This window comes from Rhodococcus sp. WMMA185 (genome assembly GCF_001767395.1).
Lineage (GTDB): Bacteria > Actinomycetota > Actinomycetes > Mycobacteriales > Mycobacteriaceae > Rhodococcus_F.
The window spans coordinates 4,017,202-4,032,249 of record NZ_CP017014.1; the positions used below are offsets into that span (position 1 = coordinate 4,017,202).

At 63.2% G+C, this 15,048-nt stretch carries 9 protein-coding genes; 8 read left to right on the plus strand and 1 reads right to left on the minus strand.

What is annotated here, in order from left to right:
• Positions 1-216 precede the first annotated feature (216 nt).
• Both BFN03_RS18115 and BFN03_RS18120 read left to right on the plus strand, forming a co-directional pair.
• A complete protein-coding gene (locus BFN03_RS18115; protein ID WP_070380172.1) occupies positions 217-1,338 on the plus strand; it encodes a YVTN family beta-propeller repeat protein in 1,122 nt (373 codons plus the stop codon).
• Positions 1,339-1,841: 503 nt separating this feature from the next.
• Entirely contained in the window at positions 1,842-2,972 is a 1,131-nt protein-coding gene (locus BFN03_RS18120; RefSeq protein ID WP_232320336.1) for a beta-propeller fold lactonase family protein, read from the plus strand.
• An 85-nt stretch (positions 2,973-3,057) separates the two neighbouring features.
• Here BFN03_RS18120 and BFN03_RS18125 read toward each other — a convergent pair whose 3' ends face one another.
• Positions 3,058-4,611: a DUF4185 domain-containing protein gene (locus BFN03_RS18125; protein ID WP_070380174.1), complete on the minus strand. Its 1,554-nt coding sequence runs from the start codon at positions 4,609-4,611 to the stop codon at positions 3,058-3,060.
• Positions 4,612-4,845: 234 nt separating this feature from the next.
• On the opposite strand from BFN03_RS18125, the gene BFN03_RS18130 reads away from it, so the two are divergent.
• The 6 genes from BFN03_RS18130 (at position 4,846) to BFN03_RS18155 (ending at position 15,038) form a co-directional block, all read left to right on the plus strand.
• Positions 4,846-6,306: a 3' terminal RNA ribose 2'-O-methyltransferase Hen1 gene (locus tag BFN03_RS18130; protein WP_070380175.1), complete on the plus strand. Its 1,461-nt coding sequence runs from the start codon at positions 4,846-4,848 to the stop codon at positions 6,304-6,306.
• Entirely contained in the window at positions 6,299-8,836 is a 2,538-nt protein-coding gene (locus BFN03_RS18135; RefSeq protein ID WP_070380176.1) for a polynucleotide kinase-phosphatase, read from the plus strand. The genes BFN03_RS18130 and BFN03_RS18135 overlap by 8 nt, the downstream gene beginning before the upstream one ends.
• Before the next feature lie 214 nt (positions 8,837-9,050).
• A complete protein-coding gene (locus BFN03_RS18140) occupies positions 9,051-10,172 on the plus strand; it encodes a bifunctional ornithine acetyltransferase/N-acetylglutamate synthase (RefSeq protein ID WP_232320338.1) in 1,122 nt (373 codons plus the stop codon).
• 122 nt (positions 10,173-10,294) lie between these two features.
• Positions 10,295-10,918, plus strand: a complete 624-nt coding sequence (locus BFN03_RS18145) for a dienelactone hydrolase family protein (protein ID WP_070380177.1) — start codon at positions 10,295-10,297, stop codon at positions 10,916-10,918.
• A 582-nt stretch (positions 10,919-11,500) separates the two neighbouring features.
• Complete coding sequence (putP, locus tag BFN03_RS18150) at positions 11,501-13,045, plus strand: sodium/proline symporter PutP (RefSeq protein ID WP_070380178.1); 1,545 nt, start codon at positions 11,501-11,503, stop codon at positions 13,043-13,045.
• 331 nt (positions 13,046-13,376) lie between these two features.
• Positions 13,377-15,038 (plus strand): RecQ family ATP-dependent DNA helicase, encoded by a 1,662-nt coding sequence (locus BFN03_RS18155; RefSeq protein ID WP_070381060.1) that lies wholly within the window; start codon positions 13,377-13,379, stop codon positions 15,036-15,038.
• Positions 15,039-15,048 lie beyond the last annotated feature (10 nt).

Here is a 15,048-nt window from a genome sequence, read left to right on the forward strand (position 1 = left end):
AAACAGGAGAATTCGGACGAATCGAAGGAACTGGACTTGCGAGGAAAACAAGTGAACCCGGTCTAGCGCTGACGGGGACTTGGGGCTACTCTTCACGGCATTCCCCGCCGGGGTGTCTTGGCTGAGGCCCGAGATGCCCATCGTGCAAAAAGAATTCGACGGGGACTACACACGACTGGGGACAGCCTCGTTGTTCCGTTGAGAGAGGATGCGTACGTGGATCGAGACGGTAGTTTGCTCGACAATCCCCCGGTCCGGGGAAGCTTCCCGCGTTTGTTGTTCGGGTTGACAACTACTGCGGCGATGATGCTCGGTATGGCCGGAGCGGGGGCGGCGACTGCGGTGGCGAATCCCGCTTCTTCCGGCAACACGGTGATCGACACCATCAAGGTCGGGACCAACCCTGGGGAGGTGGCGGTCTCCCCGGACGGGTCCCGCGCTTACGTCACCAACTATTACGACAAGTCGGTGTCGGTGATCGACGCCGACAGCAATACGGTGATCGACACCGTTCGCGTCGGAGACAGGCCGTCGTCGGTGGCGATCTCCCCGGACGCGTCCCGCGCCTACGTCACCAACTACTACGGCAATTCGGTGTCGGTGATCGACGCCGGCAGCGACACGGTGATCGGCACCGTCACCGTCGGGAACGGGCCGAGGTCGGTGGCGGTCTCCCCAGACGGGTCCCGCGCCTACGTCGCCAATACTCTCGGCGGGTCGGTGTCGGTGATCGACGCTGACAGCGACACGGTGATCGACACGGTCTCTGTCGCCGGCAGTCCCCTAGGTATGGCTTTCTCCCCGAACGGGTCCCGCGTCTACGTTGCCAATAATGATGACAAGACGGTGGCGGTGATCGACACCGCCAGCGACACGGTGATCGAAACCATACCGACCGGGTCGGCGCCGAAGAGGGTTGCAGTCACTCCGGACGGGTCCCGCGTCTACGTCACCGCCACCAGCAATTCGGTGGTGGTGATCGACACCGCCAGCGACACGGTGATCGACAACGTCTCAGTCCAAGGCTTGCCTGAAGGTGTGGCGGTCTCCCCGGACGGGTCCCACGTCTACGCCACCACTCTCTTCAACGATTCGGTGTCGGTGATCGACACCGCCAGCGACACGGTGATCGACACCTTTCGCGTCGGAAAATTCCCGGAAGGTGTGGCAGTTGCTCCGTTCATCGCCCGCGCCTACGTCGTGAACAGTCACGACGATTCAGTGTCCGTGATCGACTTGTCTGGTGAAACGCCTGGAGGTGGCGAGCCTGGCGGTGGTGAGCCGGGCGGTGGTGAGCCGGGCGATGGGTGTACCGGATCGCTCTGCTTCGGGTCGTAGCGGGTTGTGAAGCCGAGTGGCGCCGCCACCCTGACCGTCAGGGTGGCGGCGCCACTCGGTGCGTTGAAACATGAGCGTGGGTAGGTCAGTTCAGCAATGCGCGCATCAGTGGACGTTGTTGCAGTCCCGCTAGTGGGATGGTGAATTGTTGTGAGGGAATCACTTTCGACCCAGACTTCTCGCGCCGGCGGTTCGGATCGGGCATGTGGCTGCCTATATGGGGAATCGGAACGAGGATCGAGTTCGATCTCCGCGAGTAGCGAACCTAGAACCGGAAAATCCGGAGAAACAGGATAATTCAGACAAACCGAAGGAACCGGACTTCCGGGGAAAAACAAGTGAACCCGGTCTAGCGCTGAGGGAGACTTGGGGCTACTCTTCACGGCATTCCCCGTCGGGGCGTCTTGGCTGAGGCCCGAGAAACCCATCGTGCAAAAAGGATTCGACGGAGACCACACAAGACTGGGGACAGCCTCGTTGTTCCATTGAGAGAGGATGCGCACGTGAATCGAGACGGTAGTTTGCTCGGCAAGCGCCCGGTCCGGGGGAGCTTCCCGCGTCTCTTGTTCGGGCTGACAACTACTGCTGCGATGATGCTCGGTATGGCAGGAGCCGGGGCGGCGACTGCGGCGGCGGATACCGATCCTTCCGGCGACACAGCAATCGACACCGTCTCCGACGGCAACACGGTGATCGACACCGTCTCCGTCGAAAACAGGCCTCGCCATGTGGCGCTCACTCCAGACGGGGCCTACGCCTACGTCGCCAACACCTCTAGCAAGTCGGTGTCGGTGATCGACACCGCCGGCAACACAGTGATCGACACCCTCTCCGTCGAAGCGACCCCCCTAGGTGTGGCGGTCAGCCCGGACGGGGCGCACGTCTTCGTCGCCAACGCCAATAGCCGTTCGCTGTCGGTGATCGACGCCCCCACCAACATTGTGGTCCAAAACGTCCTCGTCCCAGGCGGAGGCAACCCTCAGAATGTGGCGGTCACCCCAGACGGGTCCCGCGTCTACATCACCAAGGTCAATGACAACTCGGTGCAGGTGTTCGACACCACCAGGAACACGATGATCGACCCCATCCCGATCGGGGTGTTCTCGAGGAGGGTGGCGTTCAGCCCGGACGGATCCCGTACCTACGTCACCGCTAGCGGAGAGTCGATGTTCGTGATCGACACCGCCAGCAACACGGTGATCGACACCATCGGCGTCGGGGGCGAATCCCGAGGCATCGCAGTCACCCCGGATGGTTCTCGAATCTATGTCGCCACATACGATCAGAACTCGGTGGCGGTGATCGACGCCGCTAGCAACACGGTGATCGACACCATTTCGGTCCCACACCCCCGCGGTGCGGCGGTCTCCCCGGACGGATCCCTCGTCTACATCACCAACATGGATGACGACTCGGTGTCGGTGATTGCAACCGCCAGCGACACTGTGATCGACACTGTTCCCGTCGGAGAATCCCCGGACGGTATAGCGGTCTCCCCGGACGGGTCCCGCGCCTACGTGGCGAGCGTCGACGACAATTCTGTGTCCGTGATCGAATTGTCTGGTGAAACGCCTGGCGGTGGAGAGCCGGGCGGTGGATGTACCGGATCGATGTGCTTCGCCTCTGGGTCGTAACGGGCTGTGAAACCGAATGGCCCCGCCGCCTGACAGTCAGGGAGGGCGAGGCCATTTGGTGCGTCTAAAAGTGTTCTCGGGAAGGTCAGTTGAAGGATGCGTGCATCAGATAGACGTTGTAGCTGTCCCACTCCGACATGGTGAAGTAGAGGTCTTTGTCCGTTGACCAGGGATGCATGAATCCGCCGTACGCCTTCGGATAGTCGGCCGTTTTCACGAGTTCTGCGGTGTCCGACCACACCCCTTGGGGGCTCGACGACTGTCGCAGGATGATCGATCCCCCGATCGGATCGAGGTAGCTCATTTGCCACTTCTCGGTATCAGCGTCGTAGCGGACCGATAGTTCACTGGAGATACCCTCGACGATCGGCCTCGCAAAGTTGTTCTTCACCGGAGTCCATTCACCGTCGGACCAATACTGGTACGACGTGACGTTGAGAACCTGATCGACCGGCACCCGGGCGAGGCCGATGGTGCCGATTCGGCCGCTAGGGGTTCCGAACATGTATACGTAGTCGCCCTGGGGCACCATCGCCGACACCTGGAATCGTGCACCGAAGATGTTCTCCCACTTGGCGTGCTGGTCTTTGGTCCAGGTCTGCCCATCATCGTCGGAGTACGCGATGCCGCCGTAATTCGTGTACCACATACCTGGAATCAGGCTCCAGCGCTTCACCGACATGTAGCTGAGGTACTGGCGGTCACCGATCGCGAAACCCGAGGTCGGGATGGTGGTGGTCTCGAAGTTGTTGATGTGCCTGGCATCGATGATCTCGGCGGCGTGGCAGCGGCTGTCTTGGACCATGCTGTCGATGGTCATGCCGTTGGACAGATCGGTGTCGGTGCTGTGGCCGAGGACGTTGCTCCGCCAGTCCCCACCACGCCCGCCAGGCGGGTCCCAGTCTTTGCCGAAGGTGTCGCCGAACGCGATCGCCACCTCACCGGGCTTGCTTTCCCACATGATGCCGAGGTCGGTGCCGTTCACTTGCCAGCGCTTGTCAGTGCGGTTTTCGGAGCCGTGGCCGGTCAGCTGCGAAACCAATCGGACCTCTTCGACATCCGGCTTAGCCAGCGCTGGTGTGAGGGAACCAGGTTCGGCCGGGTTGATTTCGACCGGCGGTTTGGGCTGCGGTTCGGGGCCGGGGCCGCCGGGGTATGGGATAGGTATGGTCTCCGGCCGCGGTTCCAATTGGATCTTCGGTAGCAGCGAACCTGAACCGCCAGAGCTGGACGAACCAGCGGAGTCCGACGACCCCGAGGAGCCGAGCGAACCAGACCCGGCAGAGCCGGACGAACCAGATTCACCAGACTCGGGTTGTGGTTCTTCGTCGTCGGTGAGGTCGGGGCACGGGTCCGCGCAGGGATCGGCGGGAAGATCTTGCGCAACCCGGGTCGGCGGCGCGGGAGCAGGGCCGGGGACCGGCACCAGCTGGAAGTCGGGATACGGGATCGGGATGCTGATGGTCGGCGGAATCAGTGGTCCGCTCGGGCCCGGTGGTTCCTTCGCGGGGTTGAATCCGGTCTCACCGCACGAGTTCACGGGAAGCCGCCAGGGCGTGGTCTCTGCTGCGGCCGGACTGGTCGAGAAGCCAATGGCAGCAACCATGACGGCAGCGATGGACAGCGGTACCGCGGGCATAGACCTCGACTTCTCGACCACGAGAAACCTTCCGTATTCGCCATCGGGGTGACATAGGCCGACCTGCAAGATTCTTGTCGAAGATACCAGCCGGCGATACTGCGCTGGGGGCGATCTTCCGCGGCCCCAAAGAATCCGCGCGGAGCTCGCTGAATGGTTCCTGCAGTCAGGTGAGCAGGTCCCCGATGCCGAAATGCGGATGCACGGATATCTCGCCTGGGGCAGACTGTCGCAGTGATTCTGACGATTTCGACCACTATGCGACCGGCGACCGACCTCGGCTACCTGCTTCACAAGCACCCTGATCGAGTTCAGGAATTTGCCCAGTCCTGTGGTGTCGCGAGCGTCTTCTATCCCGAAGCGGGCGAAGAGCGATGCACGGCCGCGCTGTTGCTCGACGTCGATGCGGTACGTCTCGCCCGCACGTCAGGCAGGTCCACACCCGATTTCAGTCTCGGGCAGTACGTCAACGACCGACCCTACGCTGCGTCCTCGTTGCTCTCGGTGGCACTCGCAGACGTCTTCCGCACTGCCCGCGCCGGACGGTGCGGAGCGAAGCCCGAGCTTGCCGCTGCACCTATACCGCTGGAAATTGTGCTGCCCGCGCTGCCGTGTCGCGGCGGTCCGGATCTCGCCGAACGTCTCTTCACCCCACTGGGATGGGCCGTCGAGGCAATCGCCGTGCCGCTGGACGCCGCGTTTCCGGAATGGGGTGACTCCCGCTATGTTCGGCTCACCCTACGCGGAGAGGTCCGACTCGCCGACGCTCTGAATCACCTCTACGTGCTGCTTCCGGTACTCGACGACGCCAAACACTATTGGGTCGCATCCGACGAGGTAGACAAGCTGATCCGGGCGGGCGAATCCTGGCTCGCCGAGCACCCGGAGAAAGCGCTCATCACTCGCCGTTACCTGCGGCACCAAGCCTCTCTTGCTCGCTCTGCCCTCGTGCGACTTGCCGAACTCGGCGACGACGTCGAGGAACAACTCGAGCCACCAGTCGACGAGGAGCCGGAAAGTGACACCGTGCTCGACAGCGACACCGTGGTCGACAGCGACACCGTGGTCGACGAACCGGTCACGAAAGCTCTCTATCTACTTCGGCGCGAGGCCGTCCTTCATGCTCTCGGCGAGTTGGGTGCCAGTTCGGTAATCGACCTCGGATGCGGCTCTGGGGAACTCGTTTCCGCCCTGCTGCACGATCCCACTTTCACGAAGATCGCTGGAGCGGACGTATCGACGAGAGCGCTCACGTCCGCGGCACGCAGGCTGCGGGTGGATCGGATGCCGGAGCGGCATCGCGAGCGGCTGCACCTGTTCCAGGCGGCGCTCACCTACACCGACGAGAGGTTCGCCGACTACGACGCGGCTGTGCTGATGGAGGTCATAGAGCACATCGACCCACCGCGGCTCACCGCCCTCGAGCAGGTGGTCTTCGGTGCCGCACGGCCGGGGCACGTAATCGTGACGACACCCAACTCCGAATACAACGTGCGCTATAGAGACCTCCAGGGCATGCGTCATCGCGACCATCGCTTCGAGTGGTCGCGGACCGAATTCCGTTCGTGGGCAATCAAGGTCTGCGAAGCGCACGAATACACGGTCGACTTCCGTCCGGTGGGCGGCGAAGACCCCGAGGTCGGCCCACCGACACAGATGGCGGTTTTCTCACGGGAAGGAGGAAACAATGTCTGACATTTCCGTACCAGAACTATCACTTGTGCTGCTCGTGGGAGTATCGGGTAGCGGCAAGTCCACATTTGCCGCAAAGTATTTCGCGCCCACACAGGTGCTTTCGTCCGACTTCTGCCGAGGGCTGGTCTCTGACGACGAAAACGACCAGGCTGCAACCGCAGATGCCTTCGGCGTATTGCACTACATTGTCGGGACCCGGCTACGGCGGGGCCTGCTCACGGTCGTCGATGCCACTAACGTGCAGCGCGGATCACGTAAGGCGCTGATTGATCTGGCAAAGTCGCATGACGTCCTCGTGGACGCAATCGTGCTCGACGTTCCCGCCGGCGAAGCGATCGAGCGTAACGCGAGCCGATCGGATCGCAACTTCGGTCCGCACGTGATTCGACGGCAGCACAAGGAACTTCGAGGTTCTCTGCCGAAGATGGGCCGAGAGGGCTTCCGGCGGGTTCACGTGCTTACCGGAGTCGACGAAATCGAAGGGGCAACGGTATCGACCGAGAAGGCATGGACCGACAAGCGCGAGCTGACGGGTCCGTTCGACATCATCGGTGATGTGCACGGTTGTCGGAGCGAACTGGAAACGCTGCTGCTCGAGCTCGGCTGGACGATCGACCCCGACGGCGGCGGCGCCCACCACCCCGAGGGCCGGACCGCTGTGTTCGTCGGCGATCTCGTCGATCGCGGACCGGATACTCCCGGTGTGCTGCGACTGGTGATGGGCATGGTGGCGGCTGGGACCGCGCTGTGCGTATCGGGCAACCACGAACAAAAGCTCGCCCGGGCGCTGCACGGCCGCAATGTCACCGTCGCGCACGGGCTGGAGCAGTCTCTCGAGCAGCTTGCCGCGGAATCCGACGACTTCCGCAGGGAAGCGCACGCCTTCATCGACGGTCTGATCAGCCACTATGTGCTCGACGGTGGAAATCTGGTAGTTGCGCACGCCGGGCTGAAGGAGGCCTATCACGGCCGAGCTTCGGCCCGGGTGCGCTCGTTCGCACTGTACGGGGACACGGCCGGTGAGACCGACGAGTACGGACTGCCGGTGCGCTACCCTTGGGCCCGCGAATATCGCGGACGAGCCATGGTCGTCTACGGCCACACTCCGGTACCGGAGGCCGAGTGGATCAACAACACCATCTGCCTCGACACCGGAGTCGTGTTCGGCGGCAAGTTGACTGCCCTGCGCTACCCCAGCAAGGAGATCGTTCCCGTCCCCGCCGAGAAGGTGTGGTTCGAGCCGATGCGCCCGCTCGGAACCGACACTTCCAAGTCCGATTCGGAGACACAGCGGGATCCGATGCAGTTGTCCATCGACGACGTGCGCGGGACTCGATATGTCGACACCCGGTACAACAAGGGGCGCATCAAGGTGCGCGAGGAGAACACCACAGCCGCGCTCGAGGTCATGAGCAGGTTCGCGGCCGACCCGCGCTGGCTGCTGTACCTGCCGCCGACCATGGCCCCACCGGCAACGTCGAACCTCGACGGATACCTGGAGCATCCAGCACAGGCTTTCGAGGAGTTCGCGACGGACGGGGTGACCGAAGTCGTGTGCGAGGAGAAGCACATGGGTTCCCGGGCGATCGCCGTGCTTGCCCGTGATAGCGAAACCGCTGCGAAGCGGTTCGGCGTCACCGACGGCTGCTCGGGCATTGTCTACACCCGTACCGGACGGCCGTTCTTCGACGATCCGGCCAGGATGCGCGATTTGGTGGCCCGGCTACGCGCAGCATGCGATCCGCTGATGGACGACCTCGGCTCGCCGTGGGTGGCGCTTGATTGCGAAGTGCTGCCATGGTCGGCGAAGGCAGGGGATCTGATCCGAAGTCAGTACGCGTCGGTCGGGGCCGCGGCAGGGGCGGCCCTGCCGGATGCGATCAGTGCGCTCGAGCGGGCTGCGGCGCGAGGATTGGACGTCGACGGCCTGTTGGCTGACACGCGAACTCGCGCGGCGAACGCCCGTCGGTTCCGGGAGGCGTACGCGCGGTACTGCTGGCCGGTGGACGGTTTGGACGGGGTGCGCGTCGCTCCCTTCCATATCCTTGCGTGCGAGGGCCGGGCGACCGCAGTCACCGAGCCGCACTCGTGGCACCTTGCCAGGCTGGCGATGCTGGACGATCCCCTGATCACGCAGACGAGGCACGTGTCGGTCGATCTCACCTCGGATGCATCCCGGGCCGCGGCAACCGCCTGGTGGTCGCAGCTGACCGGTTCCGGCGGCGAAGGCATGGTGGTCAAGCCACTCGGCTCGACGCCGGCAGAATTGGCGCACAGGAGGATTCAGCCGGGCATCAAGGTGCGTGGGCAGGAGTACCTGCGGATCATCTACGGCCCCGACTACACGGAGAACCTCGACGTGTTGCGTAACCGGTCTCTGGGGCGCAAACGATCGATGGCGTTGCGCGAGCATGCGCTCGGGCTCGAGGCTTTGACCCGGCTGGCGGAAGGCGAACCCCTGTGGCGAGTGCACGAGCCTGTATTCGCGGTTCTGGCGCTCGAGTCGGAGCCGGTGGACCCACGGTTGTAGTCGCGTCTAGGACGCCTAGCGAGCACGTCTGTGGTCGGGGTTCACTTGTCCGATCTGCGAATTTGTCAACTCCGAAGACAGCATTTGTCCTCGGTGCTGCGACCGCATTCCTTCGGCTGGTCGGTTCCGCTGAGCATGCTGCACCGCGCTGAGCATTCCGAACCCGACGTGTATCTTCAAAATCGAAACCCCAAATCAGACCGAAGGCACAGACATGGTGGCTGGGCAATCTGCGGTACCGAAGGGATTTCGCGGCATCACGAAGAACATCGGACTCAAGGCTGTGGGGGACGACTTCGCTGCCGTGGTCTCGGAGGTGCCATGCCGGTCGGCGGCGGTGTTCACCAAGTCGCGCTTCGCGGGCCCGAGCGTCGTACTCAGCCGGGAATCCGCTGCGCTGCGCACCGCACGCGGGATGGTCGTCCTTTCCAACAACGCGAATGTCGCCACTGGTCGGGTCGGGGACGACAACGCCGCCGAAGTGCGGCGCCGGGTTGCGGAAATCGCCGGTGTCGCACCGGATGAGCTGATCATCGGATCGACCGGCGTGATCGGACGCCCCTATCCGATGGACGCCATCCGGGCGAACCTCGACAGGCTCGCGTGGCCGTTCCCGGACGCGGACTACGAGCAGGTAGCCAGGGCCATCATGACTCACGACAACCGACTCAAGTTCTTCCACACCACGGTCGGCGACGCAGTCCTCGTGGGAATCGCCAAGGGAAACGGGATGATGGAGCCGAATATGGCCACCCTGCTCACCTTCTTCTTCACCGACGCCGACATCCCAGCCGGCGAGCTCGACGATCTGTTCCGCCGGGTCGTCGACCGCACGTTCAACGCTTTGAGTCTCGATACCGACACCTCCACCAGCGATACCGCGGCGATCTTCGCCAACGGGTTGGCCGGAGCGGTCGACCCCGAAGAGTTCGAGCGGGCGCTGTACGAGTGCGCTCTGCACCTTGTGCGCGACATCGCCTCCGACGGAGTGGGCGCCACCAAGCTCATCCAGGTCGAGGTGACCGGTGCCCGTGACGACATGCAGGCAAAGCGGATCGGCAAGGCAGTCGTCAATTCGCCTCTGGTCAAGGCCTCCGTCGAACTCGCGGATCCCAAGTGGGGATGGACCTTCGCGGCCGTCGGCAAGCTCGATGAAGAAACCGACATCACGTCCGAGCGCGTGCGCATTCAGTTCGGTGATCTCGTCATGCATCCGGACGTGCCCGACGACGAGTTACTCGCGCGTGCCGCGAAGTACCTGGAAGGCGATGAGATCGTCATCCGGATCGACCTCGGCATCGATGATGGACGATTCACCGTGTATGGGTGTGACTGAGTTGGTCCGGCTCGACGCCGACTACACGACCTGAGGAGCAGGGGACGCAGACCGGCAGATCACTGGCCGCTTTGATTTCGAACCGACTGCGCTCGGAACCAGGTCGGGTGTGCAATGGAGGTATGAGCACCGAGAGGACGTTCACGGTCGACGGGGCACGGCTGTCCGGCACGCTGACCGATCCGACGGGCGACTTGCCGGTGGTCGTGTTCGCGCACGGCAGCGGCAGTGGCCGATTCAGTCCGCGGAACCGCTACGTGGCCGAACTCCTGCACGACGTCGGTCTGGGTACGTTGCTGTTTGACCTGCTCGTACCCGAGGAGGAGGGCGACCGCCGACTGGTCTTCGACATTCCGCTCCTGTCGGCGCGGCTGTGTGAGGTGACCGCACAGTTGCGGGACAGTGCGCCTTCGATTGCGTACTTCGGTGCGAGCACGGGTGCCGCTGCGGCTCTGCATGCCGCAGCCCAGCGCGACGCCAACATCAGTTCGATCGTCTCGCGCGGCGGTCGTCCTGACTTGGCGGGGTCGCGCCTGTCGGCGGTGCGTGCACCGACGCTGCTCTTGGTCGGTTCCCTCGACACTGTGGTGATCAGGTTGAACCAGCAGGCAGAGGAACTGCTCGAGTGCGAACACGAACTCGTGATCGTGCCTGGCGCAACGCACTTGTTCGAAGAGCCGGGCACTCTGGAGATTGTCGCGGATCACGCCCGGAATTGGTTCGTCGAGCACGAGCTGAAACCGTGAAGGGTTCGTCCCGGATATCGATACGAATCCTTCACGGTCAGCTCCGGCGGGAAGGGCTCTGCGGGCGGCGCCAGCGGGTCCGGCAGCCGAGTCCCTCCGAGTCCATCCGAGTCCATCCGAGTCCATCCGAGTGTGCGCGTGGAACCACACACAAGCACCATCCAGTCACTCAGACAGGGCATTTCGGCTATCCCTCGCCACGCAACTGCACGCGAATCGATGAATCGAGGCTAAGTCGAGATCCGATCCGGACGGACCAAGAATCCGTGTGGTTACGGACGCCTTGAAGAGCCAGAGCAGCCGGACCTCGTAGGTGCGCGGTGGTGGTCGTTCGGGGTGACGGGTGCTCGGACTTTGCCTCCGGGGCGAGAGTTCGTCGTGCGGGCGACTAGCGACCATCCGGCTTCACAGGCAGCCTGGTTCTGCAGGTCGAGCACGTTCTTCCGCAGCAGTAAGGAGAGCGACTACATTCGCAGCAGTGTTGCGACAGGTCTACTATTCAACTGTCGTTGATGCACCTCAACTTCCCCGACGTCGGGACCAACCCCATACCTCATCGACCAAGGCGCAAGAGGACACACCATGACTGCGTCGTCCACGTTTGAGATGCTGGCCATCGGGTTGTATTTCGCTGCGATGATTGCGATTGGTTACTACGCGTACCGGCAGACCAGCGACCTCGATGACTACCTGTTGGGTGGGCGGCGGCTTCGGCCCAGTGTGGCAGCGTTATCTGCGGGAGCATCTGACATGTCGGGGTTCTTGCTCCTCGGCATCCCAGGAGCCATCTTCGCCGCGGGCCTCGGGGAGGCATGGATCGTTATCGGTCTTGTCATCGGCGCATACCTCAACTGGCTCCTCGTCGCTCCACGCCTGCGGGCGTACACCGAGATCGCCAACAATTCGATTACCGTGCCCAGTTTTTTCGAGAACCGGTTTCGCACTCATTCCCATCTTCTGCGGATCACCGCTGGGGCGGTCATCCTGGTGTTCTTCACCTTTTACGTGTCATCCGGACTGGTCGCAGGTGGGGTGTTTTTCGAATCCGTGTTCGGCTGGTCCTACACCACGGGCATGCTGGTCGTTGCGGGAACCACCCTTTCCTACACCCTTTTTGGCGGATTCCTCGGCGCTACCCTCACCGATGTCGCGCAGGGACTACTGATGATGGCTGCACTCATCGTAGTTCCCATTGCCGCGATCATCGCCGTTGGCGGCCCGAGTGAAGTTCTCAATGCGATCCATGCCGCCGACGCAGCTCACAACCTCGCCGCTCCTGGCGACGAGTTGAGCCACACCTCACTGTGGTTCGGCGGCAGCGTGACAGCAATCGTGTCGGCCGTCGCCTGGGGGCTTGGCTACTTCGGTCAACCTCACATCATCGTGCGGTTCATGGGAATGCGCTCGCCGGCCGATGCAAAAGCCGGTCGGCGCATCGGCATGAGCTGGATGCTGCTCAGCACCCTCGGCGCAATCGCCACAGGATTCGTCGGTTTCGCCTACTTCACCAGCAAGGGCGAAACCCTCGAAAGCGCCGAAACAGTGTTTCTCCGGTTGACGGAGATCATGTTTCACCCATTCATCGCCGGAATCGTGGTCGCCGCTGTGCTCGCCGCCGTGATGTCGACAATATCGTCGCAGCTGATCGTCTGCTCGTCGGCCCTGGTCGAAGACATCTATCACGCTTTCGGCACACAGGCCAGCCCGAAGAAGCTCGTCAACTACGGCCGACTAGGAGTGCTGATGGTTGCGACAGTAGCGATGCTGATCGCGCTGTCCCCTGACGGGACGATCCTTGACCTTGTGGGCTTCGCTTGGGCGGGGTTCGGCGCCGGGTTCGGCCCGCTGATCATCTTGTCGTTGTTCTGGCGCAAACTCACATCCATCGGTGCGCTCGCCGGAATGATCAGCGGTGCCGTAGTAGTTGGCATCTGGGGTCAAATCGAGGAACTCGCAGCCAGGATGTATGAAATTGTTCCTGGCTTCATAACAGGCGCCGCCGTAGCCGTCCTGGTATCGCTGGCCACCGCGCGTCACGATGAAGACATCGAACGCGAGTTCTCCCAGATGGAAGAGGCAATTCGCGAACCCGCAAACGGCAGCGCCGCGGCTGCTGGTGAGGGCTGATCGGTGACGGCCACGTGTAGGGCAAATCTGCCCACCCTCAGTGTTGAAGGCCAAGCACACCGAGGCCACTGACTCATGGCTCTACCGGCCTCAGCGGTCTCCAACCGACTGCGGTCGGACTCCGATCGGGTGTGCAATAGATGTATGAGCACCGAGATGACGTGCACGGTCGGCGGTGCACGTTGAGATGACTGCACAGTTGCGGGACCGTGCTCAGCACAATGCCGAGATCAGCTCGATCGTCTCGAGCCGGGCACTCTCGAGATCCTCGCGGATCACGCCCGGAGCTGGTTCGTAGAGCATGAGCAGAAACCGTGAAGGGTTCGTCCGGATGTCGACACCAAACCCCAATGACCGTGGCCTCACTGATGCACTCGACCGCGCTGACGACCTGCGTCGCGTCGCGCGGGAGGACTTTGGCTGGGAGTCGCTCAAACCTGGCCAGCTCGAGGCGATGACACCGATACTCGACGGCCGCGACGTGGTCGCCGCGATGCCCACCGGATACGGCAAGTCCGCGGTCTATCAGGTGACGGCGGCGCTGCGCGAGGGCATGACACTGGTGATCTCGCCGCTCATCGCGCTCGAGCACGATCAGGTGTCGGGCATCGAGTCGGCCGACGACGCTCCGATCGCGCTGGCACTCAACTCGACGCTGGGGCCGCGTCGGACTGCGGAGGCCTGGCGGATCGTCGAGCAGGCGGGCGCCGAGTACGTGTTTCTCGCCCCCGAGCAGCTCGCGAACGAGACGACCCTCGCGCGCCTCGCCGACGTCGACATCTCGCTGATCGTGGTCGACGAGGCACACTGCATCAGCGCATGGGGCCACGACTTCCGCCCCGACTACCTGCGACTCGGTTCGGTAATCGAGCGACTCGGCCATCCCCCGGTCCTGGCGTTGACTGCGACCGCGTCGCCACCCGTGCGGGAGGAGATCGTCACCCAACTCCGGATGCGTAAACCGGTCGTGGCGGTCGGCGGATTCGACCGACCTAACATTCGACTCGAGGTGTGGCGGTGTACCACCGCCAAGGACAAGAGGCACACCTTGCTTGCGCGGGTGCCGGAGGTCGCGCAGGAGGGCACCGGACTGCTCTACGTCTCGACCCGTGCCGCGACGCTGCAATACGCCCGCTGGATCGCCGACGCGGGGTTGCGCACCGCGGCGTATCACGGCGGGATGCGCGGGGCGGATCGCACCCACGTCCACGACGGGTTTCGGGAAAACCGGTTCGATGTCGTGGTGGCAACGTCGGCGTTCGGGCTCGGCATCGACAAGCCCGACGTGCGGTTCGTATTGCACGAGTCGGTACCGGATTCGCTCGACGACTACTACCAGCAGATCGGACGGGCCGGCCGCGACGGTGCCGACGCGCTCGCGTTGCTGTTCTACCGCCCGGAGGATCTGGCCCTGCGCACGTTCTTCGCCTCGAGTCACCCCCAGTACGACGCAATGCGCCGGATCTACCGTGCTCTACCAACCGAGCCGATATCACTGCGCGAGTTGCGGTTCCGCACAGGACTACGCTCTCGGACCGTGACCAACGCGGTCAATCTACTGGCCCGCGCCGGTGTCATCGATGACGGGGACTCCGGCATCGCTTCCGCGGGTGTCGCAGACGACGACGCGGTAACGGCGGCGCTGCGCGTCGCCACGACCGACCGGAGGATGGACCGCTCCCGTGTCGAGATGATGCGGGGCTACGCCGAAACCCGCGGGTGCCGTCGCCGGTTCCTGCTCGAGTACTTCGGCGAACACCCCGAGCGGCCGTGTGGGAATTGCGACCGCTGTGACGAAAACAGCTGTGCACCAATATATTTAGAGCATTTACCATTCCCTGTCGATACCCGAGTGACTCACCGGGACTGGGGTGCCGGCGTTGTGATCCGCGCCGAAGCTGACCGGATTACCGTCCTTTTCGACGAGCACGGCTATCGAACCCTGTCTCTGGATGCGCTCGCGGGTACGGGTCTGCTGCAAGCATTGCCCTGACATCGTGGCG

Bases quoted from the DNA above. Each gene is read 5' to 3' on its own strand.
- BFN03_RS18140 (WP_232320338.1), top strand. From the start codon at position 9,051: ATGGTGGCTGGGCAATCTGCGGTACCGAAGGGATTTCGCGGCATCACG.
- putP (WP_070380178.1), top strand. From the start codon at position 11,501: ATGACTGCGTCGTCCACGTTTGAGATGCTGGCCATCGGGTTGTATTTC.
- BFN03_RS18125 (WP_070380174.1), bottom strand. From the start codon at position 4,611: ATGCCCGCGGTACCGCTGTCCATCGCTGCCGTCATGGTTGCTGCCATT.
- BFN03_RS18145 (WP_070380177.1), top strand. From the start codon at position 10,295: ATGAGCACCGAGAGGACGTTCACGGTCGACGGGGCACGGCTGTCCGGC.
- BFN03_RS18135 (WP_070380176.1), top strand. From the start codon at position 6,299: ATGTCTGACATTTCCGTACCAGAACTATCACTTGTGCTGCTCGTGGGA.
- BFN03_RS18155 (WP_070381060.1), top strand. From the start codon at position 13,377: ATGTCGACACCAAACCCCAATGACCGTGGCCTCACTGATGCACTCGAC.